The sequence below is a fragment of the Helicobacter pylori HUP-B14 genome (assembly GCF_000259235.1).
Taxonomy (GTDB): domain Bacteria; phylum Campylobacterota; class Campylobacteria; order Campylobacterales; family Helicobacteraceae; genus Helicobacter; species Helicobacter pylori_CU.
On the sequence record NC_017733.1, the window covers coordinates 594244 to 617790 of the forward strand.

The 23547-nt window shown below is 38.7% G+C and carries 22 protein-coding genes, 1 tRNA gene and 2 pseudogenes; 17 read left to right on the plus strand and 8 right to left on the minus strand.

Going from position 1 to position 23547, the window contains the following annotated elements; genetic code table 11:
* Positions 1-10: 10 nt before the first annotated feature.
* Both HPB14_RS02940 and HPB14_RS02945 read right to left on the minus strand, forming a co-directional pair.
* Positions 11-1258, minus strand: a complete 1248-nt coding sequence (locus HPB14_RS02940; RefSeq protein WP_000731295.1) for a fibronectin type III domain-containing protein — start codon at positions 1256-1258, stop codon at positions 11-13.
* Complete coding sequence (locus HPB14_RS02945; RefSeq protein WP_001174333.1) at positions 1221-2204, minus strand: RluA family pseudouridine synthase; 984 nt, start codon at positions 2202-2204, stop codon at positions 1221-1223. The genes HPB14_RS02940 and HPB14_RS02945 overlap by 38 nt, the downstream gene beginning before the upstream one ends.
* A 133-nt stretch (positions 2205-2337) precedes the next feature.
* Between HPB14_RS02945 and HPB14_RS08250 the strand changes: the two genes are divergently transcribed.
* The 4 genes from HPB14_RS08250 to HPB14_RS02960 all read left to right on the plus strand — a co-directional run bounded on the left by HPB14_RS08250 (position 2338) and on the right by HPB14_RS02960 (position 4742).
* A complete protein-coding gene (locus tag HPB14_RS08250) occupies positions 2338-2766 on the plus strand; it encodes a GTPase (protein ID WP_000399491.1) in 429 nt (142 codons plus the stop codon).
* Positions 2767-2834: 68 nt separating this feature from the next.
* The gene (locus HPB14_RS02955; protein WP_229018045.1) at positions 2835-3536 is read left to right on the plus strand and encodes a YcjF family protein; all 702 of its coding nucleotides are present in this window, start codon (positions 2835-2837) and stop codon (positions 3534-3536) included.
* Positions 3537-3558: 22 nt separating this feature from the next.
* Positions 3559-4704, plus strand: a complete 1146-nt coding sequence (locus HPB14_RS07900; RefSeq protein ID WP_014658452.1) for an FtsW/RodA/SpoVE family cell cycle protein — start codon at positions 3559-3561, stop codon at positions 4702-4704.
* Positions 4666-4742, plus strand: a tRNA-Ile gene (locus HPB14_RS02960). The genes HPB14_RS07900 and HPB14_RS02960 overlap by 39 nt, the downstream gene beginning before the upstream one ends.
* Positions 4743-4754: 12 nt before the next feature.
* On the opposite strand, the gene HPB14_RS02965 is transcribed toward HPB14_RS02960, so the two are convergent.
* The 6 genes from HPB14_RS02965 to HPB14_RS02990 form a co-directional block, all read right to left on the minus strand.
* Positions 4755-5711, minus strand: coding sequence for a ribose-phosphate pyrophosphokinase (locus HPB14_RS02965; RefSeq protein WP_000647438.1), 957 nt, complete (start codon positions 5709-5711; stop codon positions 4755-4757).
* Between the two features lie 64 nt (positions 5712-5775).
* Positions 5776-6261 (minus strand): HIT family protein, encoded by a 486-nt coding sequence (locus tag HPB14_RS02970; protein ID WP_001164403.1) that lies wholly within the window; start codon positions 6259-6261, stop codon positions 5776-5778.
* A gap of 9 nt (positions 6262-6270) precedes the next feature.
* Positions 6271-7752 (minus strand): Mur ligase family protein, encoded by a 1482-nt coding sequence (locus HPB14_RS02975; RefSeq protein WP_001191362.1) that lies wholly within the window; start codon positions 7750-7752, stop codon positions 6271-6273.
* Entirely contained in the window at positions 7739-8464 is a 726-nt protein-coding gene (gene estV, locus HPB14_RS02980; RefSeq protein ID WP_001129468.1) for a lipase EstV, read from the minus strand. Before estV ends, HPB14_RS02975 begins: the two co-directional genes overlap by 14 nt.
* The gene (locus HPB14_RS02985) at positions 8465-9508 is read right to left on the minus strand and encodes a D-alanine--D-alanine ligase (protein WP_000393672.1); all 1044 of its coding nucleotides are present in this window, start codon (positions 9506-9508) and stop codon (positions 8465-8467) included.
* A 76-nt stretch (positions 9509-9584) separates the two neighbouring features.
* Entirely contained in the window at positions 9585-10061 is a 477-nt protein-coding gene (locus HPB14_RS02990) for a phosphatidylglycerophosphatase A family protein (protein ID WP_000357307.1), read from the minus strand.
* A gap of 146 nt (positions 10062-10207) precedes the next feature.
* Between HPB14_RS02990 and HPB14_RS02995 the strand changes: the two genes are divergently transcribed.
* The 13 genes and pseudogenes from HPB14_RS02995 (at position 10208) to sabA (ending at position 23439) form a co-directional block, all read left to right on the plus strand.
* Entirely contained in the window at positions 10208-11317 is a 1110-nt protein-coding gene (locus HPB14_RS02995; RefSeq protein ID WP_000924058.1) for a pyridoxal-phosphate-dependent aminotransferase family protein, read from the plus strand.
* A gap of 8 nt (positions 11318-11325) precedes the next feature.
* Positions 11326-11787: a phosphoribosyltransferase gene (locus HPB14_RS03000; protein WP_000559424.1), complete on the plus strand. Its 462-nt coding sequence runs from the start codon at positions 11326-11328 to the stop codon at positions 11785-11787.
* A 1-nt stretch (position 11788) separates the two neighbouring features.
* Complete coding sequence (gene rimO / locus HPB14_RS03005; RefSeq protein WP_001165865.1) at positions 11789-13108, plus strand: 30S ribosomal protein S12 methylthiotransferase RimO; 1320 nt, start codon at positions 11789-11791, stop codon at positions 13106-13108.
* Positions 13109-13200: 92 nt separating this feature from the next.
* A complete protein-coding gene (locus tag HPB14_RS03010) occupies positions 13201-13710 on the plus strand; it encodes a GTPase (protein ID WP_041199477.1) in 510 nt (169 codons plus the stop codon).
* Positions 13707-14384, plus strand: a complete 678-nt coding sequence (locus HPB14_RS03015) for a hypothetical protein (RefSeq protein ID WP_041199430.1) — start codon at positions 13707-13709, stop codon at positions 14382-14384. Before HPB14_RS03010 ends, HPB14_RS03015 begins: the two co-directional genes overlap by 4 nt.
* 13 nt (positions 14385-14397) lie before the next feature.
* A pseudogene (locus tag HPB14_RS03020) lies at positions 14398-15051 on the plus strand (apolipoL family protein).
* Positions 15048-16757, plus strand: a complete 1710-nt coding sequence (locus tag HPB14_RS03025) for a LeoA/HP0731 family dynamin-like GTPase (protein ID WP_000787443.1) — start codon at positions 15048-15050, stop codon at positions 16755-16757. The pseudogene HPB14_RS03020 and the gene HPB14_RS03025 overlap by 4 nt, the downstream one beginning before the upstream one ends.
* 115 nt (positions 16758-16872) lie before the next feature.
* Positions 16873-17178, plus strand: a complete 306-nt coding sequence (locus HPB14_RS03030) for a hypothetical protein (RefSeq protein ID WP_000491652.1) — start codon at positions 16873-16875, stop codon at positions 17176-17178.
* A gap of 8 nt (positions 17179-17186) precedes the next feature.
* On the plus strand, positions 17187-18254 hold the full coding sequence (locus tag HPB14_RS03035) for an HP0729 family protein (RefSeq protein WP_001016067.1): 1068 nt from the start codon (positions 17187-17189) through the stop codon (positions 18252-18254).
* A gap of 35 nt (positions 18255-18289) precedes the next feature.
* The gene (gene tilS / locus HPB14_RS03040; protein WP_000126878.1) at positions 18290-19306 is read left to right on the plus strand and encodes a tRNA lysidine(34) synthetase TilS; all 1017 of its coding nucleotides are present in this window, start codon (positions 18290-18292) and stop codon (positions 19304-19306) included.
* A 90-nt stretch (positions 19307-19396) separates the two neighbouring features.
* On the plus strand, positions 19397-20383 hold the full coding sequence (locus HPB14_RS03045) for a tRNA dihydrouridine synthase (RefSeq protein ID WP_000346151.1): 987 nt from the start codon (positions 19397-19399) through the stop codon (positions 20381-20383).
* A complete protein-coding gene (locus tag HPB14_RS03050; RefSeq protein ID WP_000532461.1) occupies positions 20353-21270 on the plus strand; it encodes an outer membrane beta-barrel protein in 918 nt (305 codons plus the stop codon). Before HPB14_RS03045 ends, HPB14_RS03050 begins: the two co-directional genes overlap by 31 nt.
* Before the next feature lie 215 nt (positions 21271-21485).
* Positions 21486-23439: pseudogene (sabA, locus tag HPB14_RS03055) on the plus strand (Hop family adhesin SabA/HopD).
* The last annotated feature ends 108 nt before the right edge of the window (positions 23440-23547 follow it).

The window sequence follows — 23547 nt, forward strand, 5'->3', positions numbered from 1 at the left end:
TAAAACCCTTTTAGCGCTCTAAAAACAAACGCACTTCTTTGCTTGGGTGCGACTCTAATCCATCTTTATCCACGCTCACCACTTGATAGCGATAAGCCACACCCACTTTCATGTCCTTATCCACGAATTGGTTTTTGGTGATATTCCCAAAGCGCAAAGGGGTTTTAGAATTGGCTTCAAAGCGATACACCGCATAAGTGGCTATCTTAGCGCTCGGGTTATTTTCCCACTGGATCAAGGCCGAAGAGTCTTGAATAGTCCCTTTAGTGATGATAGGGGCTTCAGGCCTATCAGAGGTCTCACCCATGGCAGGCTCTTTGGGTAACGCCCCTTCAAGATGCGTTTTATCAAGGGCGACGACTTTATAATAACGAGTGAGGTTGTCTTTTTCTATCTTATCCACATAGGAAGTGTTGGTGGTTTGAGCGATGAATTTGTATTTATCGTTGCGGTTATTGGAAGCGTAAATACGATAAGCCACCACATCCGCTTGAGAGGATTTATCCCAGCTCAATTCAATTTGTCGTGTGAGGTTTTGGCTCACTCTAACGTTAGTGATTTCTTTGGGTAAGTCTTTGGTTTTTCCCTCCACTATGACGCTAGGCCTGGATTTATCCCCCATGAAATTTTCGGCGACGACTTGGTAGCGGTATTTTTGCCCATCTTCTAAATCTTTATCAAAAAACTCCACGAACAAGCGGTTTTTTACAGCCCCTACATTTAAAAATTTGCCGTCTTTATTCTGCCTTTGAATGATGTATTTAGAAACGCTGGGATTTGGGTGCGGACTCCAAAAGACTTTCACGCTTTTAGGGTATTCAAGGCTTGCAAACACGCTTTCTACAGGATTGATAAAAGAGGTTTTTACTAAAATGGGTTCTGAAAGTTTAGAAATTTTATCGCCCTTGTAAGTAGCGAGCTGGTAAGTGTAAGAACTCTCTGTTTCTAGCCCCTCATCATAATAGTGGGTCGCATAAGGGTTTTTAATCGTGGCGATTCTTTTAAGCTTGGAGTCTTTTTTCAAACGATACAAAATAAACCCGTCAATGTCATAAGCGTCAGCGATTTTAGGCCATTCAAAACCCACTGAACTCACATCGTTAATGGTTTTAACAGAATGGACTACCGGAAGCTTTGTGTCTATATTTTCTTGATTATTAAGGGCTGAAAAAGTATGATTCCTGGTAGAAGAGCACCCTATAAAAACCGCTAATACCACACTACTTTGCAATAAAAGCGTGAAGTATTTTTTCTTCATCCAAGACCTCATCTAAATTCTCCTTGTCAAAAACTTTTTTAAGGTATTCTAACATATCCTTTAATAGGGGAACTTTAAAGCGCAGTTTTTGCTCACTTCTAGGGTGTTTGAACTCTATCAAATAGGCATGCAGCATGATTCTTATTTCTTCTTTAGGAAGCGCTCCATTAAGCCCGTAAAGATTATCGCCTATGATGTGTCTGTTCAAATATTCTAAATGCGCTCTGATCTGGTGCGTGCGCCCGGTGAATAGTTTAGCCCCTATCAAATCCATGCCATTTTGAGAAGTCAGCAAACTGATAAATTCGCTTTTAGAATAGCGGCTTTTTTCTTTTTTGGCCGCTTTGAGCGCTATCATTTTTAAGCGGTTATTGGGGTTTCTTGTCAAATAGCATTCCACGCTCATTTTTTCTTCTTTTAAGGGCGTTGAAAGCAAGGCGATATAATAGCGCCCCATCATTTTAGTTTTGAGTTGCTCGCTCAAATGAACATGGGTAAAATTGTTTTTAGCGATGACAATCCCTCCGCTCGTGTCCTTATCCAAACGATGCACAATCCCATAGCGCTCTTTTAATCCCAGATTAGAAAGCTCGTAATTTTGAGATTTTAACCAATCCACTAAAGTAGGCTCTTTCACGCTTGGGGCTTTATGAACGACTAGATTAGGGGGCTTATTTAATACCAACAAATCTTCATCTTCAAAAATGACTTCTATTTCTAAATCAAGCTCTTTTTTTAAGGGTTTGGGTGCGATTTTGGGCGTTAAAAGCGTGATTGCATCGCCCTCTTTTAAGGCTAGCCCCCCTTTTTTGACCTCCTTTTTTTGACAAAACACTAACCCCTCTTTAATCAAATTCAATACCTGGTTTTTAGAAATTTGCAATTCTTTGGCTAAAAATTCATCAATGCGTTTGTAATGGGTAGGGGCGATGAAAACTTTTTGCATTCAAACTCTTTTTTGCATTTTTAAAAACCATTATTCTACTCAAAACCTTAAAAAAATCCTATTTCATTATTTGAATACGCTATAATCGGTGCGACAACATTTTGTGGCTCAAATCATTTTAAAAGGGGTTCTAATGGAACACGATAACTCTTTAGGCGGTGCGTTCAATAAAGAAACGGGCGAATTAAATACGGATAAACTTCTTAAACACTTTAAAAATCTCAAAGGCATTAAAGAGAGCAAAATGAATGTTTTGCTCATGGGGGCTACTGGGGTGGGTAAAAGCTCGCTCATTAACGCTCTCTTTGGTAAAGAAATCGCTAAAGCAGGCGTAGGAAAGCCCATCACTCAGCATCTTGAAAAATACATTGATGAAGAAAAAGGCTTAATTTTGTGGGACACTAAAGGCATTGAAGATAAAGATTACCACGACACCATGCAAAGCATTAAAAAAGAAATGGAAGATTCTTTTAAAACGCTTGATGAAAAAGAAGCCATTGATGTGGCGTATTTGTGCGTTAAAGAGACTTCTGGTAGGGTTCAAGAGAGAGAGAGTTATTAAGCTTCGCTAAAGATTGGAATATCCCAACGATTGTCGTTTTCACACACACTTAAGCCGAAGCCGGCGAGATGTTTGTCCAAGAATCTAAAGCGATCATAGACGAAGAATGGGGGTTTAAAGGTTTTGTCAGAGATTATGTGAGGGTCAATTCCGTTGCATTTTCATTTAGAGGTATTGAAGTCCCCGTTGAAGGTTTAGAAGAGTTGGTAGCTGAAACAGAAAAATGTCTTTCAGACGCTAAAGAAAATAAGAAAAAGCATTTCTTGAGTATTCAAAAAGCTAATATTCAAAAAAGAAAACAGGCTATGATAGAGGAATGTAAAACCATTATCCATGTTGCATCAGGCGCTGCAGGAGGGGCTGGGCTTATCCCCATACCCTTTAGTGATGCGCTCGCTATCGCGCCCATTCAAGCAGGGATGATTTATAAAATGAATGACGCTTTTGGAATGGATTTGGATAAATCTGTGGGCGCGAGTTTGATCACAGGATTGTTAGGCGTAACCGCTGTCGCGCAAGTGGGGAGAACGCTCGTTAATGGTTTCCTTAAATTCATTCCTGTTGTGGGGAGTGTTGTAGGGGGTGCAATTTCTGGCATAACCGCTGTTGTTATCACTGAAGCTCTTGGGTTTGCGTATTTGAAAGTGCTAGAAAAGTGCTTTAATGATGAGACGGGCGAAGTCAATTTGCCTGGTGAAGTTGGCATGATAACTTCTCTCTTTAAGGAGAATTATCTCAACTTGGATACAATCAAAAAATTAACGCAATAAGATTAGGGGTTATGAAAAACGCATGGCATTAGACAAAAGGATTTGGATGCATTTTGATCTTTTGCCTTTTGTGTTTATTATCCCCTTGTTGGTGGTTTCTTTTTTATTGATTTTTGAGAGCAGCGCGGTTTTGAGCTTAAAGCAAGGGGTTTATTATGCGATAGGGTTTCTTCTCTTTTGGATCGTGTTTTTTATCCCTTTCAGGAAGCTCGATCGGTGGCTCTTTGTGTTTTATTGGGCGTGCGTGATTTTATTAGCGTTAGTGGATTTTATGGGATCTAGCAAGCTTGGGGCGCAACGATGGCTAGTCATTCCCTTTACTTCTATCACTCTACAGCCTAGCGAACCTGTGAAAATCGCTATCCTTTTGTTATTAGCGCATTTGATTAAAATAAACCCACCCCCTTTTAAGGGCTATGATTGGGGCATGTTTTTAAAGCTCAGTTTTTACATTTGCTTACCGGCGGCTTTGATTTTAAAACAGCCCGATTTAGGCACGGCTCTTATTGTACTCATCATGGGTTTTGGGATTTTACTTATCGTGGGTTTAAGGACTAGGGTGTGGCTCCCTCTTTTTATCGCTCTTTTAGTGGCTTCGCCTATCGCTTATCATTTTTTGCATGATTACCAAAAAAAGCGCATCGCAGACTTTCTTTCTGAAAAGCCTAATTACCATGTCATGCAATCCATTATCGCTATAGGATCGGGCGGGTTTTTAGGCAAATCCAAAGAAGCCTCCACCCAAACCAAATTCAAATTCTTGCCTATTGCAACGAGCGATTTTATCTTTGCTTACTTCGTGGAGCGTTTCGGGTTTTTAGGGGCTATGTTGCTTTTTGCGATTTATATAGGCTTGAGTTTGCATTTATTTTTTTATCTGTTTGAGAGCAACAGCGATTGGTTTTTAAAGATTGTAGCCCTTGGGATTTCTATTTTAATCTTTGTTTATTCTAGCGTGAATATCGCCATGACTTTAGGGTTAGCCCCTGTGGTGGGGATTCCCTTACCCTTATTCAGCTACGGGGGGAGCAGTTTTATCACTTTTATGATCCTGTTTGCAATCCTAGAAAACCTGCTTGCTTTTCGCTATATTTTTGGATACAATAGCAAACCATCCTTTGGGAATTTTGGATTCTTAGCTCAGCTGGTCAGAGCGCTCGGCTCATAACCGATTGGTCGTAGGTTCAAGTCCTACAGAATCCACCACTCCCGCTTTTTTTAAGTGAAAAGCGATTGGACGCTTTCGTTATGATAAATCCTTCTGATCACTTCCGCAAATAAGGGCGCTACGCTTAAGGTGGTGATTTTATCGCATTTTTGAACTAAAGGGATAGAGTTAGTTACCACCACTTCATCTAACGCACTTTCTTTAATGTGCTTGATCGCATTCCCGCTCAAAACCGCATGCGTGCCTAACGCCATGACAGAAGTCGCCCCTTGCTCTTTTAAAGCCAAAGCGGCTTTACAGATCGTGCCTGCGGTATCAATCATGTCATCCACTAAAATCACATCGCGCTCCTTGGCTGAGCCGATAATATTCATCACTTCGCTTTCATTAGCTTTTTCACGGCGCTTATCCACGATGATCAAATCCAACCCCATTTGATTAGCGAAATACCTGGCTCTTGTAACCCCACCCACATCAGGGCTGGCGATTATAGGGTTTTTTAACGCTTTAGAGCGGATATAGTCTCTAAAAACGATAGATCCGTATAGATTATCCACCGGCACATCAAAAAAGCCTTGGATTTGCCCGGCATGCAAATCCATCGTAATGATCCTTTCAATCCCCACTTCTTGCATCAAATTAGCGACCATTTTAGCCGTGATAGGCACTCGTGGAGCCGCTTTTCTGTCCTGTCTGGCATAGCCAAAATACGGCAACACCGCTGTGATAGAATTGGCCGAACTGCGCCTTAAAGCATCTACCATGACTAACAACTCCATTAAATTGTCATTGACCGGCACGCAAGTGGGCTGGATGATAAAAATATCTTTACCGCGCACCGATTCGCTGATTTGGATATTGATTTCGCCATCGCTGAATTTGCCTATCACCGCTTTGGATAAGGGAAAGCCTAAATGCTTTGACACTTCTTTACCAAATGCAGGGTGAGCGCTCCCTGAAAAAATCTTAAAACCACGCATCTTTGTCTTAAAACCACGAGCCTTCATCGCTGACACTCCCTAAAATGAATTAAAAATAATTGTAGCGCACCCAAATTAAAAGCGTTTGTTTTCAATGAAGCTCCTTTTCTAATAAGTTTTTTAAGGTAAGATAGGTTTCATTTAAATCAATCCCGCACACCCTAGTTTGAGCGATAACGCTTATAAAATTGCTATCGCCTAAAAACCTAGGCACTAAATGCATGTGCAAATGCTCAGGAATCCCTGCTCCGGCGTTTCTGTGCAAGTTCAAACCTAAATTAATCCCTTGAGCGCCATAAGCATACAACGCTTTTAACACTTTAGGCGCTAATTTATTCATGTTCAGCCAAGTATTCATTTCTAAAAGTTCCACGCTAGCTTGATGCGCATGAGGAACGATCAATAAATGCCCCGGGTTATAAGGGTAGGCGTTCATCACCACAAAGAGATCGCTATTTCTATAAAGCACTCTGTTTTCTGAATCTTTTGTAGGGTTTTGAGAAATTTCACAAAAGACACAACTCTTATTTTTCTCTTTCAAATAACTTTCGCGCCAAGGAGCGTATAAATGTTGCATGTTCATTTCCTAAATGTAATTAGGGGCGTCATTAGCAAATAAAATCAAATCGCCTTGAATCGTGGTGGCTTGTAAGATATTTTCCAATTGCGCCTTATCCTTGAGTAAGATTTTTTGGGGGGTTTTCAATTGTGAAGCAATCGTTTTGGAATTCAACTCCCCTGTGATGATAGCGACATCAAAAACCCCGTCTATTTTTTGCGCTAAAGCTTCATTGCTTTCTGTATTGCTTTCCACTAAACCCGGTGTTACAATAACCTTACGCCCTTGATGCAAGCTCGCTAAACGAATGCTCTCTAACATGCCCTTTAAATTCCCGTTAAAGCTATCGTCTATGATGATTTTTTGATTCACTTCCAACAGTTGCAAACGATGGTTAATAGGCTTAAGCTCAAAAACAAGCCGTTTGATGCTTTCTGTCTCTAAGCCTAAATGCTTAGCGATTAAAATGGCTGAAGCGATATTGTAAGCGCTAAACTCCCCTAAAACCTTCGTTTCAAATCTTTCCCAAACGCTACCTATAAGCATTTCAAAAGAAGTGCCTTTTAAAGTGGATTGGATGTTTTTAACTAGGCTAGAAACATCTATTAAAGGGCTATCTTTAGGGGCGTAGGGCTTGATTTTTTCCACAGAGTAACAAAAGGCTTTTTCTAAGCGCTTGGAATCCAATAATTCCGCTTTAGTTTCGCAAATATTTTCTAAAGTTTTAAAATATTCTAAATGCTGTTCGCCCACTTCTGCGACCACAACAAGGTGCGGTTCAATAAGGCGGGTGATTTCTTTAATATCACCCTTATTCCTTGCCCCGGCTTCAGCGATATAGATTTCACTCTTATCATCTAAATTCTGGTTAATATCATTCGCAAGCCCTAAAAGGGTGTTGACGCTTTTGGGGCTTGCATGCGCGTTGAATGTGGTTTGTAAGATTTGAAGCAAGAAATTTTTGGTGCTGGTTTTCCCAAAGCTTCCGGTAATGGCGATGACTTTTAAATTATTTAAAGAGGCGATTTTATCTTTAGCGGTTTGCAAATACTGCTTGGATAAGACTTTTTCAAAGATTAAAGAAGCGCTTAAAACGAATATAAATAAACACCAATAGCCTAGCGCGAGCGAAATCCCATCCAAAGGGACTAATTCTGTATTTAAGATTTCATGCAAGATTAAAAATAGCAATAAGAAAATAAAAAAGCGCTTCACCCTTGGCGTGAAAACTAAAGGCTTGTCGTTGCGTTTGGCCCAGATAATGAGCATGGGCATTTGAATCACGCCGCAAAAGAAATCAAAAACAAACGGCATTTTGAAAGCATACGATAGGATAAACACCCCTAAAGGCAAGAGAAAATAAATCCCATGCCAACGCATTTTGTGGTGCTTGGTTAAAATCCTAAGCACGCTGTAATGATACCATTGCAATAAAGTCATCATATAATAGCCAAGCCCTGTTATAAAGAGCCAACGAAACGCTAAATTCAGCCAACTAAGACTTTGCATGATGATATTTCTCCACTAGTTTTTCAATCTCTTTTGCTTGGTTTAAAAAAAAGAAATGATCCCCTTCTAAAACGAATAATTCGCTTCTTTTCAATAAGGTTTGCATTGTTTGAGCGGAGCTTAAGGGGGTTGCTTTATCATCTTTACCCCAAAATAATAAAACTTCTTTCTCGCATCGTTTGAAATGCTCGCTAAAGTCTTCGCTAATTACTTTTTTAAAGGTTTCATACATCGCTTGATTAAGCCCCATAGCGTCCTTACTCCTCAAAAACCCTAAATTCAAGCCTAATTTTTTAAAGATTTTAGCTAAAAGGATTTTACAACGCACTTTTAAGGGTTTTGGCTCTAAAATCCCGGCGCTACTCAATAAAACCATCCGTTCGTTTTCACACAAAATCGCCACTTTCCCTCCAAAACTATGCCCAAAAACGACATGCGCTTTTTTACCCACGCTTTTTAAGAATAAATTAATGATATTAGCATAATCTTTGGTCTCTAAGACTTTTTCATCGTTAGGGCTTTGATTGAAACCGGGCAAATCCACATATAAATGGTTGTAATTCAAAAAACAGCTTTGAAACGCTTGCTGCATGATTTCCTTAGAACTCCCCCAACCATGCAAAAACAAGGCGTTTAAAGGGCTATTGTGGTCTATAAAAGTGTAGGAAATGTCAAAAACGCTATCCAAATAAACGATACTGCGTTTGGCCATTTATTTATTCTTTTGGATTTGCAACAAATAAGAGTTTTTGATTTGGATTTTAGGGGGTTTGGGTAATGATTGCACTAAATTTTCTAGCGTTATTTTAAAATCATCAAACAAATAATTGGCCAAACTGCCAGGAATGGGGTTGATCTCATTAAGATACACTTCATTTTCTATGACAAAAAAATCGCAACGGATGATCGCGCCATCAAACAAATCGTTATAGAGTTTTTTAAAATTTTCTTTTAATTGTTCTTCTAAAGCGTTAGAAAGGTTCGCTTTAGGGGCTTTATTGCGTGAAAAATCCAAATATTTTTGTTTGAAATCTAAAAATTCCTGTTTGTTAGGCTCTTCCACATAAGAAAAACAAAAATCCTTTTTGATCTTACAGCCGGCCAAATTGTATTCTTTCACGCCCTGAATGAAAGGCTCTATTAAGACCTCTTTAGAATATTCAAACGCGCTGTCTAAAGCGTAAATCAATTCTTTTTCTTCTTTCACAACGCTCACCCCTAAGGAGCTTCCGGCGTTACTGGGCTTGACAATGAAAGGGAAATTAAACCCAATCAAATCCAGGGCGTTAGCGCGGTTTTTTTCATTCAAAAGCACATAATCTAAAGTCTTTACCCCTAAATCTTTGGCGTAAAGTTTGGTTAAATATTTGTTGTAACTCAGCACGCTCGCTTCAATCCTAGGGCCTATAAAAGCGATACGATAAAATTCTAACAAGCTCGCTAATTTCCCGTCTTCGCCATCGCCCCCATGCACAAGATTGATCACTAAAGGCAATTCTATTATCTTAGTGCCTAAAAACGAGTTCTTAAGCAAGCCATTGTGCGTAAGGATTAGGGGGGATAATTTTTTTTCTTTGATTTGAGCGAAGTATTTTGAATGCATGTTGGATTCTTCAATCAAATAAAAATGATGGTTTTCGTCTAAAAAAATAAAATATTTAATCCTATCCTTTAACACTCCTTTAAGCGCGATCGCGCTCACAATGCTGATTTCATGCTCAAAACTCGCCCCACCAAATAAAACGCAAAACTCCACGATCAAACTCCCTAAAAACGATTGCAATCAAGTCTATCTATTTTACCTAAAAAAAGGCTTTTGAATTTTCTTAAAATTAAAGTTTAATGTTAAAAAATCCTAAAACATTGATGACTAATAACACGCTCAAGCCGGCTAAAACACCCGCTAAAGCGTCATCAGCCACAACCCCTAAGCCCCCTTTAACTTCTTTGTCTATTCTACCAATGAGTGAGGGCTTAGTGATATCATAGATCCTAAAAAAGATAAAACTCAAAACCACGCCCGCTAACGATAACCCGCTAACCGCCATCGCCAACCACATGCCCACTAATTCGTCTATCACAATGTAAGAGCTGTCATGCCTCTTAGTCTCTTCTTCTTCCTTATCTATTTGAGCGATAGCGATAAGCCCAATGAAAATCGCCCCTAAAAACAAAGTGTTAGCCGAAAAAGCTAAAACGGGTAAGCCTAGTAACAACGCTACTAAACTCCCTATCGTTCCTGGAGCTTTTTTAGAATACCCGCTAAAAAAAAGGGTTAAAAAACACGCGCGAAGACTAAATTTATCCAATCATTGCCTTAAATTCTTTTTAAACCATGGCATTTTAGCATTTTATTTGCATTAAAAAGCGATTTTCTTAAACAATAAGGCTTAATTTTAAGCGCGTTTTAGTATGATAACTTTTAAATTCTCTCAAAAATTAAAGGTTAATTTTAATGTTGCTTTTCACTCCAGGCCCTGTAGCCATTAATGAAGAGATGCGCTCAAGCTTTTCTCAGCCAATGCCCCACCACCGCACCAAAGATTTTGAAAAGATTTTCCAAAGCGTGCGAGAAAATTTGAAAAAAATGACCGGTTTAGAAGAAGTTTTGCTTTTAAGCAGCAGCGGGACAGGGGCTATGGAAGCGAGCGTGATTTCCTTGTGCCAAAAAGAGTTGCTTTTTGTTAATGCGGGTAAGTTTGGCGAAAGGTTTGGCAAGATCGCTAAAGCCCATTCACTCAAAGCCCATGAATTAGTCTATGAATGGGACACACCGGCTCAAGTGGATGAAATATTAAACGCGCTTGAAGCCAACCCTAACATTGATGCGTTTTGCATTCAAGCATGCGAGTCTAGTGGGGGGTTACGACACCCTGTAGAAAAAATCGCTCAAGCGATTAAAGAAACTAACCCGAATGTTTTTGTGATAGTAGATGCGATCACCGCTTTAGGGGTTGAGCCTTTAGAAATAACGCATGTTGATGCGCTCATTGGGGGGAGTCAAAAAGCGTTCATGCTACCCCCTGCGATGAGCTTAATCGCATTGAGCCAAAAGGCGATTGAACGCATAGAAGAACGCAATGTGGGGTTTTATTTCAATTTAAAGAGCGAATTGAAAAACCAAAAAAACAACACCACGAGCTACACCGCTCCTATTTTACACACTTTAGGGTTGCAACGCTATTTTGAATTAGTGCAGAATTTAGGGGGCTTTGAAGCGCTCTATAGAGAAACTAAAAAAGCCGCTTTAGCCACTCAAAAAGCCGTTTTAGCGCTCGGTTTAAAGATTTTCCCTAAAAGCCCGAGCTTGAGCATGACAACGATTTTTAGCGAGCATGCCAAAGAATTGAGAAACCTTTTGAAAGAAAAATATCAGGTGCAATTTGCGGGCGGTCAAGAGCCTTATAAAGATGCGTTCATTCGCATCAACCACATGGGGATCATTCCTGTTTATAAAAGCGCTTACGCCTTAAACGCCCTAGAGTTAGCCCTAAACGATTTGAATTTAAGGGAATTTGACGGCGCGGCGAATACAACCTTTTTGAAGCAATATTACGAAATTTAAGGATCACAATGCATTATTCTTATGAAGCCTTTTTGAAAGACAGCCTGGAATTAGTCAAACAAGTGGAGCAAATTTGCAATGTCCCAGAAGCCCTTGTGTGCGTGATGCGAGGGGGCATGACTTTAGCGCATTTTTTGAGTTTGCACTGGGATTTAAGGGAAGTTTATGGCATCAATGCGATTTCTTATGACACCACCCACCGACAAAACGCCCTAAAAATTGAAAATATCCCCACGATCAAAGATCATTTAAAAACCATTTTAGTGGTAGATGAAATCGTAGATAGCGGTAATTCTTTAGAGGCGGTGCTTAAAGTGTTGCAAGACAAACACCCTGATAAAAAGTTTTATAGCGCGAGTTTGTTCCAAAAGACAAGCGCGAAATACAAAGCCGATGCGTTTTTAAAAGACGCTCCTGAATGGATTGATTTCTTTTGGGAAGTGGATTTGAAAAACTTAAAAAGCCATTAACATGCAAATTAAAGAAAACAAACAACTCTGCCTGATCTCATTAGGTTGCTCTAAAAATTTGGTGGATTCAGAGGTGATGCTAGGCAAGCTTTATAACTACACGCTCACTAATGACGCTAAAAAAGCCGATGTGATTTTGATCAACACTTGCGGGTTTATTGAAAGCGCTAAACAAGAGAGTATCCAAACCATTCTCAACGCCGCCAAAGACAAAAAAGAGGGGGCGATTTTGATTGCGAGTGGGTGCTTGAGCGAACGCTATAAAGATGAAATCAAAGAATTGATCCCTGAAGTGGATATTTTTACCGGCGTGGGGGATTATGACAAGATTGATATTTTGATCGCTAAAAAACAAAACCAGTTCAGCGAGCAAGTGTTTTTAAGCGAGCATTATAACGCGCGCATCATCACCGGATCGAGCGTGCATGCTTACGTTAAAATTTCTGAGGGCTGTAACCAAAAATGCTCTTTTTGCGCTATCCCTAGCTTTAAGGGGAAATTGCAAAGCAGGGAATTAGACTCCATTTTAAAAGAAGTGGAAGATCTGGCTCTTAAAGGTTATAAGGATATGACTTTTATCGCTCAAGACTCTAGCTCGTTTTTATACGATAAGGGGCAAAAAGACGGCTTGATTCAGCTCATTAGGGCGATTGACAAACAACAAGCCTTAAAGAGCGCTCGCATTTTATACCTCTACCCTTCTAGCACCACTTTAGATTTGATTAGCGCGATTGAAGACTCGCTTATTTTTCAAAATTATTTTGACATGCCCATCCAGCATATCAGCGACTCCATGCTTAAAAAAATGCGCCGTAACTCCAGCCAAGCGCACCATTTAAAGCTTTTAGATGCCATGAAACAGGTTAAAGAAAGCTTTATAAGAAGCACGATCATTGTAGGGCATCCGGAAGAAAATGAGGGCGAATTTGAGGAATTGAGCGCGTTTTTAGACGAGTTTTGCTTTGACCGGTTGAATATTTTTGCTTTCAGCACTGAAGAAAACACGCATGCCTATTCTTTAGAGAAAGTGCCTAAAAAAATCATCAACGCCCGCATTAAAGCCTTGAATAAAATCGCTTTAAAACACCAAAACCATTCTTTTAAGGCTTTGTTAAATAAGCCCATTAAGGCGTTAGTGGAACATAAAGAGGGCGAGTATTTTTACAAAGCAAGGGATTTGAGATGGGCGCCTGAAGTGGATGGGGAAATTTTAATCAATGACAGCACCTTAACCACCCCTTTACAACCCGGGCATTACACGATTATGCCTAGCGCCTTTAAAGACAATATCTTACTCGCTAAGGTTTTAAGCCCTTTTTAAAAGTTAGGGCTAAAAGCGCGGCTAGAGCGTGGGGATTTGCGTTTTTTTTTTTTTGTTAAAATGCGTCAGAAAAGTTCGGCATGAGGGCAAAAATGAAAAACATTTATCTTGGCGTAGAAAAGAGTATTAAAGAACTTCAGAGTATTTTTAAAAACACTGATGATAAAGATGAAAAACTAAAGCGATTCAACCAAGAAGCGTTAAAAGTATTCCAACAATTAGAACTTAAAAGTTTAAAAGAGCTTGAAAGTTTAAAAAATAATGAAGAATGGGAAAATTTTACCATTGCCTTTTATGGGGAAACCGGTGCGGGGAAATCAACCCTTATTGAATGTTTGAGGCTGTTTTTTAAAGAACAAAGCAAAGTAGTTCAACAAGAACGATTCAAGCGGCTTTATTCCAATTACCAAAACAACTATCAAAATGATGAACGCAAAAAACAAGCTATTTTAAACGAACTTCATTCATTGCAAGATGGAGCGACTATAGGCGATGGGAGGAGCGATTTCACTTTAAAAATGCGATCTTATCCTTTCCAATACAATCATCAAAACTTTATTTTGCTGGATGTGCCAGGGATAGAAGGCGACGAAAAAAAGTGATTGATCAGATTTCTAACGCCACACAAAAAGCCCATGCTATTTTTTATGTTACCAAAAAGCCCACTCCTCCGCAAAAAGGAGAAGAGAGGAAAGAAGGGACGATTGAAAAAATCCAAAAACAGCTTGATTCGCAAACAGAGGTATGGACGATTTACAACAAACCGATTACTAGCCCAAGAGCTTTTAAAGATGATCTTATTGATGGAAGCGAAAAAGAAAGCTTAAAAATTTTAAATAAAGAAATGAAAAACATTTTAGGCGAGCACTACAAGGGCTATAAAGCAGTGAGCGCCCAAATGGCTTTCTATGGCCTTTCATCGGCGTTGCTGCCAGAGAGCGATTTTTACAAAAACAAACAAAAATTTCTAGAAATTTTTAAAGTAGAAGAATTATTGTATAAATCCCGTTTCCAACAATTAAGAGAATTTATAACCGAAGCGCTTCTTAAAAACTCACGCAACAAAATCATAGAATCCAACTGCAACAAAGCCTTAAAAGCGATAGAAAAATTACAAGAAGCGATCAAAACCACGATTGACAGACAGATAGATCCAATCATCAGAGAAATAAAGAACCACCACCAAGAAGTTTGTGATAATTTGGATCGTTCTAAAGAAAAATATATATCCAATTTAACAAATTCAGTATTCACAGAAACAGCGATTCAGATCTGATTTTAGAGAAGAAATGCATGCACATATTGAAAGAGACATTGAAAATGATGAACTTAAAACAATGTTTAAACATGAACTCCAAAAAGGCATGGAAAAATCGGGTGAAAGCATAGAACGGCGTTCTAATGAATGCAAGGAACGATTCATTGAAGAGATAAAAAAGATATTGAACAATTTCAAGAGAGGCTTAAAGATTCTCTAATAATGTTAAATCGCATCAACATTGATAGTGGTTTTGATTTTAGTTTCAATATTGATAGCGGTATTAATAAAATAGGCTTATTCGCTTCAATAGGAGGTTTGGTTCTACTTTTAGCGGCACCTATAGTAGGTGATTGCACTATTTGGAGGATTGGTTTTAGGAGCAATCGGGATAGTTAAATCAGTGTGGAGTTTTTTTGATTCAGACTATAAAAAATCCCAACAAAAAAAAGAAGTGGATAAAAATTTAGATAAAGCTTGTGAAATAATTACAGAAGATGTGAGAAACCAAATTGAAAGTGGCAAAAAAGGCGCATCTGAAATGATTGAGAATTTAAAAGCCGGGCTTAACGATCTCATTGTTTGTTACGAGTGCATGAGGGAATGGCTAATAGAAGCCGGTGAAGACTTATCACACTTAGCTGATTGCATCAAAACCACATTAAAACAAAGGATCGCGCAATGAAGAATGAAACGCTAGAACAATTTAAAAGAAATCAAGAGAGGAATCAAGAAATTCTTAAAAAATTACTTGATTTTGTCCATACTGGGGAAGAATACGGCATCAAGGTTGAAGAGTCTCTCAAAGACAAGATCCGTAATGCGATGAAAGATGTTTCTGGTCAAAAACTGAAAGTGGCTTTGGTGGGAGGTTTTTCTTGCGGGAAAACCTCCATAGCGGCAGCTTGGATCGAGCGGCTGGACAAGAGCATGAATATAGACCATCAAGAATCCAGCGATGAAGTTAAAATCTATGACATAGACAATGAAATTGAGCTGGTTGACACCCCGGGACTATTCGGGTTTAAAGAAAAAACACACGATAGCGGCGAAATAGAACGCTATAAAGATATTACAAAAAAATATATCAGCGAAGCCCATCTCATTTTATACGCGCTCAACCCGTCAAACCCCATCAAAGAAAGCCATAAGGACGATTTGAACTGGTTATTTAGGACGCTCAATCTTTTATCCAGGACGATTTTTGTCATCAGCCGTTTTGATGAAGAAGCGGATATTGAAGATGAAGAAGATTACAACAAAAGATTTAAGATCAAAAAAGAAAACATTCAAAACCGACTGAATGAGCTGATTTCTTTAAGTGAAGAAGAAAAAGAAAGTTTGATTATTGTCGCTGTTGCGGCAAACCCTTTTGATTTGGGGGTGGAACACTGGCTAAAGCATCAAGAAGAATTCCAAAAACTCTCACACATCAAAGCCTTGCAAGACGCGACGCAAAAAAAGATTAAAGAAAATGGCGGGAAATTAACCATCATAGAAGAAGCCAAAAAAAGCGTCATTCAAGATATGGTCTATAGGCAAATGCCACCCGCAAAACAAGCGTTGCAAGATATTAATAGAGAAATGGAATATTTGAATAAAACGCTTGAAAAAAGGCGAAAGGATATTCAAGATTTAAATAAAGAAATTTCTCAAGTCCGCATTCATTTAAGAGAATTTATAATAAGGTATTTTAGCGATCTCATCCTTCAACTTTCTGGCACCAGCCTAGAAACCTTTAATGATTTTGTTATTAGAGAAATAGGCGATAAAGGTATCAATATAGAAACAAAAGTCCAAAATGAATTTGAAAGACAAACGCAAGGGATTGTAAATGAAATCGCTAAAATTGAAACCGGTTTTAATGCCGATATGGGTCTTTTTGAAAAGCATGCCGGAACATTGGGGAAAATTGGAATCGATCTTTTAAAACAAAGCGGTTTTATCAATGCGACTAACATCAAACTGGCTAGAGACACGATAGCGGCTGTGGGAAAATTTGTGGGCATGGATTTGGCTTTTAAATTCAAACCTTGGGGCGCTGTAAACTTGGCAGGCAGCATAAACAAAGGTTTACCGCTTATCGGTCTTGCTTTTGAAGTGTGGGATTCTTGGAAAGAAAGCCAAAAAATAGAAAAACTTGAAAAAGCTAAAGAAGAAATGAAATCCCATTTTGACGGACAAAAACAAGAAATATTAGCTCTCATCAACGATGAAACCAGATTCAAACAAACATGTTTCCCAATGGCGTTGAAACTGGAAGAATGCATTCAAGCATGCGAAGAAAGCGTTAAAAAAACGCAAGAGTGCGCTCAAGGTTTGGAAAAATGGATTCAAGCTGGCGAAGATTTTATCAAGGGCGAAGATTTTATAGATGTTGAGCCTGAATAGGAATGAACTAAAATTGTGTTAAAATTTCAAAAACGCATCAAAAAGGCTTTTTGGCTAGGCTTGAAACGGGCTAAGCCAACAAGCGGCATTTTAAATCTTTCAATAAGGAAAGGCGATGTTTTCTAAAATTTGCCCAACTCTTAAGCTTTTAAACGCGTTTAAAGGCTCTTTATTCAAACGCATTTCAAGCCCTGGGCAAAGCACTCGCATTACCAAGATGGTTTTGGGTATCAAAGACGCTTTCAATGACGATAAAGACCCATTGAATAACGCTTGTGAAGCTTTGGATTTAGTAGTGAAGTTTAAAAAAGAGCACCCGCAAGATTTTAACGAATTGTTTGAAATTTTAAAAGATCTCATTCAAGAATACGAACAAAATCCTGACGAGATCAAGCAAAACCTCAAAGAAATCCTAAAATAAGACAAGGCATGAACCACCTTTTAATCCTTTATAACCCTTACTATCAAAAAGATGTGATCCAACAACATTTAAGCGTTTTACAGGAAAAATCCCAAGTGGGCTTTGGTAAAATCCGATCAAAGCTCAACGATCAAGAAAAGCAAGACTCTTTAGAAGAGGTTTACAAAGCCACCAATGAAGAAAATTTTTTGCAGCTTTTTTTGACCGATTACGCTAATTTATTTGCCGCTAAGGTGATAAAGGTTTCTAAAGAGATTGATGGGGGTTTGATCCCTAGCTATTATAAAGAAAAAAATCTGGAAGTGGAAGACTTTTTTATTATCAGCGATTTAAGGGAATTAGTCAGGGAAGACTTCAGCCTTTTAAGGGATCAATTTTTAGCCAATTTCATCGCGCCCAATAACTACACTTACGCCATTTATGGGAATAATTATGTCTATCCTTTGCCGGTGAAATTGAAAGAAGAGCGTTCTTATTTTTTAGGCGATGAAAAGCACTATCTGAGCGTGTATAAAAGCAAAGAATATTTAACCATGCAAGAAAATTTCATGCGTTTTGTTTTTGGCAAAAGGCTTTTTTACCTCTTACACCCTGATAGCATCAATAACATCATTCATGCAGAATTAGAGCTTTTACAAAGCGAAAACGATCTTTTGAATGATTTTACCAGTATCATCGTCAAATACTCCAAAACCTTAGAATACGAAATTTATACTTTTGCTAAACAAGTTCTTTTAAAGGCTTGCAAAAACGATCCCAGCCTTTATGATTTAGCTTATAAAGTCCAAGGAAAATCTCTTACGCTTAAAGATTTTTTCACTAAAAAGCCCAATCTTGGGAGCGTTAAATTTTTACTCAGACACGAAAAAGTCCAAGACCATTTAGAAGAAAATTTAAATAGATTCATCAATTATCCTTTTTCAAGAAGCCTAAGCCTTATTCAAAACATCCGCAATGAAGCCGTTCATCAAAAAGCTCCAGGTTTGAATGAAGTGGAAAAACTCAGGAATGAAATTTTAGGCATAGAAGGCGCGAGCTTACTCAAAGGCGTTTTAACCCACAAGGAAACTTCATAAAAGCACAATCTATTCAGCATGCATTTAACACCGATTTGACAGCGCGAGATTTTAAAAATTATTTAGAGCCTTTAAGAGAGGGGAAAAATTTATTGGGTTTTTCGGGTGGGTTGGATTCCACTTGTTTGTTTCATCTTTTAGTTGGAGAAAACATCGCTTTTGACATCGCTTTAGTGGATTATAACACGCAAAAACAACGCCTTGAAATCATCCAGCACGCTCAAAAACTCGCCCAAACACACCATAAAAAATGCCATATCCATTACGCTCCAAAGATTGAGCGCAATTTTGAAATGCAAGCGAGAAAGATCCGTTATGATTTTTTTGAAACCCTAATCAAAGAGCATTCTTACAAGCATTTGATTTTAGCGCACCACTTGAATGACAGACTGGAATGGTTTTTGATGCAACTAAGCAAAGGAGCCGGATTAAACACGCTTTTAAGCTTTCAAGCTTATGAAAAAAGAGAATCTTATGCGATTGTTCGCCCCTTGCTCTACACCCCTAAAGACACCCTTAAAACGCTCGCTAAAGATCGGGAATTTTTTGAAGATGATTCTAATTCTTCTTTAAAATTCAAACGCAATTTTTTCAGGAAACATTACGCTAACGCCTTGATGCAACATTATTCTAAGGGCATTATCCAAAGTTTTAAATTTTTGGATCAAGAAAAAGAGCGGCTTTATCCTTTGACGATTGTTTCACAAATGCATGGGATCACTTTTTTTAAGCATTCGCAAAACGCGCTGTTTATGGTGGATAAAATCTTAAAGCAAAAGGGGTATGTGTTGAGTTTTTCTCAAAAAGAAGAAATCAAACGCTATTTTTTTAGCTTAGAAATCGCTCAAAAATTCATCATTGAAAGCGATAAAGAGCATGTATTTATCGCTCTTAAACCCCCAAAAACTTTAAGCATGCCAAAGGATTTTAAAGACAGGGCTAGGAGGTTGAATATCCCCAAACGCTTACGGCCTGTTTTATACGCAGAGTTTTTAAAACAACCAACGCATGATTTTTTAACCCGTTTCAAACAGGGTTTAATGGATCTATAAAAAGCTTGATTTTAATCAAACACTAATTTTAAAGCGCTTTTTAACCTTGATTGTGTCAAAATACAGCAAAAAACTTTGATATGAGAGCGGATGGACTTTAAAAATAAAAAATGGCTTTTTCTAGCCCCTCTAGCAGGCTATACGGACTTGCCTTTTAGGAGCGTGGTAAAAAAATTTGGCGTGGACGTTACCACAAGCGAAATGGTGAGCTCGCATTCGTTAGTGTATGCGTTTGATAAAACTTCTAAAATGTTAGAAAAATCCCCTTTAGAAGATCATTTCATGGCACAAATTTCAGGCTCTAAAGAAAGCGTCGTCAAAGAAGCGGTGGAGAAAATCAACGCTTTAGATCATGTGAGTGGGATTGATTTTAATTGCGGTTGTCCTGCTCCTAAAGTGGCTAATCATGGTAATGGGAGCGGGCTGTTAAAGGATTTAAACCACTTGGTGGAGATTTTAAAAGTGATTAGAGAAAACACCAATAAAAAAATCACAAGCGTGAAAGTGCGTTTAGGCTTTGAAAAGAAAATCCCTAAAGAAATCGCTCATGCCTTGAATGATGCGCCGGTGGATTATGTGGTGGTGCATGGGAGGACACGAAGCGACAAATACCAAAAAGACAAAATAGATTATGAAAGCATCGCTTTAATGAAAGGGATTTTAAAAAAGCCTGTGATAGCCAATGGCGAAATTGACAGCGTGAAAAAAGCTTTTGAAGTCTTGCAAATCACTCAAGCGGATGGGCTAATGATAGGGCGAGCGGCCTTAAGAGCCCCATGGATATTTTGGCAAATCAGAAACAACACCACAAAATTGCCCGCAGTCGTGAAAAAAGACCTGGTTTTAGAACATTTTGATAAAATGGTGGAGTTTTATGGGGATAGGGGGGTAATCATGTTTAGGAAGAACTTGCATGCTTACGCTAAGGGCGAAATGCAAGCGAGCGCGTTTCGTAATTGTGTCAATACCCTTACAGAAATAAAGAGCATGCGAGAGAGTATAGAGGAATTTTTTAATCAAGAGATGCTACAAAGTGAAGTGCCATTATGGGTAGAATTGAATCAAAAAAGCGTTTGAAAGCGTTCATTTTTTTAGCCAGTTTGGGGGTTTTGTGGGGCAATAGCACTGAAAAAACGCCTTTTTTTAAAACGAAAAACCACATTTATCTAGGTTTTAGGCTAGGCACAGGGACTAATACGCGCACAAGCATGTGGCAACAAGCCTATAAAGACAACCCCACTTGCCCTAGCAGCGTGTGTTATGGCGAGAAATTAGAAGCCCATTATCAGGGGGGTAAAAACTTATCTTATACCGGGCAAATAGGCGATGAAATAGCTATTGATAAATACCATATTTTAGGCTTAAGGGTGTGGGGGGATGTAGAATACGCTAAAGCGCAATTAGGCCAAAAAGTGGGGGGTAACACCCTTTTATCCCAAGCGAATTATGACCCAAGCGCGATTAAAACCTACGATCCTGCTTCAAACACTCAAGGCCCTTTAGTTTTGCAAAAAACCCCAAGCCCTCAAGATTTTCTCTTCAATAACGGGCATTTCATGGCGTTTGGTTTGAATGTGAATGTGTTTGTTAATCTCCCTATAGACACCCTTTTAAAACTCGCTTTAAAAACGGAAAAAATGCTGTTTTTTAAAATAGGCGTGTTTGGTGGGGGTGGGGTGGAATACGCGATATTGTGGAGTCCTAACTATCAAAACCAAAACACGAAACAAGACGATAAATTTTTTGCAGCGGGTGGGGGGTTTTTTGTGAATTTTGGGGGTTCTTTGTATATAGGCAAGCACAACCGCTTCAATGTGGGGCTAAAAATCCCTTATTACAGCTTGAGCGCGCAAAGTTGGAAAAATTTTGGCTCTAGCAATGTGTGGCAGCAACAAACGATCCGACAAAACTTCAGCGTTTTTAGGAATAAAGAAGTTTTTGTCAGCTACGCGTTCTTGTTTTAGTGTGGCTTCACTCCCATTAAACACTGATGATAAAATTCAAAAGATCATTTTATCGTTACAAAAATCAACGCTTCAAAGATAAATAGGTTAAAATACTCCAAAATCTTTTTTTTTTTTGAAATCCAATCAATTTATAGTAAAATTAGGTTCATTGTAAATATATTATCACTTCATGATATTCTTACAACAAAAAAATTACTTTAAGGAACACTTTTATGAAAAAACGATTTTTACTTTCTCTATCCCTTGCAGCGTCATTACTTTATGCTGAAGACAACGGCTTTTTTGTGAGCGCGGGCTATCAAATCGGCGAAGCGGTGCAAATGGTCAAAAACACCGGTGAATTGAAAAACTTGAACGAAAAATACGAGCAATTAAACCAGTATTTAAATCAGGTGGCTTCGTTGAAGCAAAGCATTCAAAACGCCAACAACATTGAGCTGGTCAATAGCTCTTTAAACTATTTAAAAAGCTTTACCAACAACAACTACAACAGCACCACCCAATCGCCCATATTCAACGCCGTGCAAGCCGTTATCACTTCGGTATTGGGTTTTTGGAGTCTTTTATGCGGGGAACTATTTCACTTTCTTTGTGGTCAATAAGAATGCTCAACAACCCGCTAATGTTCAGGGTAACCCTCCTTTTAAAACGATTGTCAAAAACTGCTCAGGAATTGAAAATTGCGCTATGAATCAAACCACTTATAATGAGATGAAAAAACTCGCTGAAAGCCTCCAAGCAGCCCAACAAAACGCTACCACTAAAGGCAACAATCTTTGCGCTTTATCCGGATGCACCACAACAGAAGGTTCAAACTCGCCAAGCTCAACCGTAAGCAGCGCTCTTGAAACCGCGCAAAAGCTTATGGATTTAATCGCAAACACTAATACGGCTATGATGTGGGAAAATATCGTCATCAGTGGTGTTTCAAATACATCCGGCGCTATCAAATCCACTGGTTACCCAACGCAATACGCGGTGTTTAACAACATTAAGGCGATGATACCTATCTTGCAACAAGCGGTTACGCTTTCTCAAAGTAACCACACCCTATCTGCTAGTTTGCAAGCTCAAGCTACAGGATCTCAAACAAACCCTAATTTCGCTAAAGACATCTACAATTTCGCCCAAAACCAAAAGCAAGTCATCTCTTACGCCAAAGACATTTTCAACCTCTTTAGTTCTATCCCTGCAGAGCAGTATAAGTATCTAGAGAAAGCTTATTTGAAAATACCCAATATCGGTCAAACGCCTACTAACCCTTACAGACAGGAGGTGAATTTGAACCAAGAAATTCAGACGATTAAAAACAATGTGAGTTATTATGGTAACCGGGTGGATGCGGCTTTAAGCGTGGCTAGAGATGTTTATAACCTAAAATCCAATCAAGCAGAGATTGTAACCACTTATAACGACGCTAAGAATTTGAGTGAAGAGATTTCTAAACTCCCGCACAATCAAGTCAATACAAAAGACATTGTTACACTACCTCACGATAAAAACGCCCCAGCAGCGGGCCAATACAACTACCAAATCAACCCAGAGCAGCAATCCAATCTTAACCAAGCTTTAGCGGCGATGAGCAATAACCCCTTTAAAAAAGTGGGCATGATCAGCTCTCAAAGCAATAACGGCGCTTTGAACGGGCTTGGCGTGCAAGTGGGTTATAAACAATTCTTTGGCGAAAGCAAAAGATGGGGATTAAGGTATTATGGCTTCTTTGATTACAACCACGGCTATATCAAATCCAGCTTTTTTAATTCTTCTTCTGATATATGGACTTATGGCGGTGGGAGCGATTTGTTAGTGAATATTATCAACGATAGCATCACAAGAAAGAACAACAAGCTCTCCGTGGGTCTTTTTGGAGGTATCCAACTCGCAGGGACTACATGGCTTAATTCTCAATACGTGAATTTAACAGCGTTCAATAACCCTTACAGTGCGAAAGTCAATACTACCAATTTCCAATTCTTGTTCAATCTCGGCTTGAGAACCAATCTCGCTACAGCTAAGAAAAAAGACAGCGAGCATTCCGCGCAACATGGCATTGAACTAGGCATTAAAATCCCTACCATTACCACGAATTACTATTCTTTTATGGGGGCTGAACTCAAATACAGAAGGCTTTATAGCGTGTATTTGAGTTATGTGTTTGCTTATTAAAAAATCTCCTTTTTAAAATAGGGGGAGCTTCATCAAAATCTATTTTGATAGTTATCAATATTTGATGAAAATAAAGTCAAAAACAAAATAAACCAAATCACCCAATTA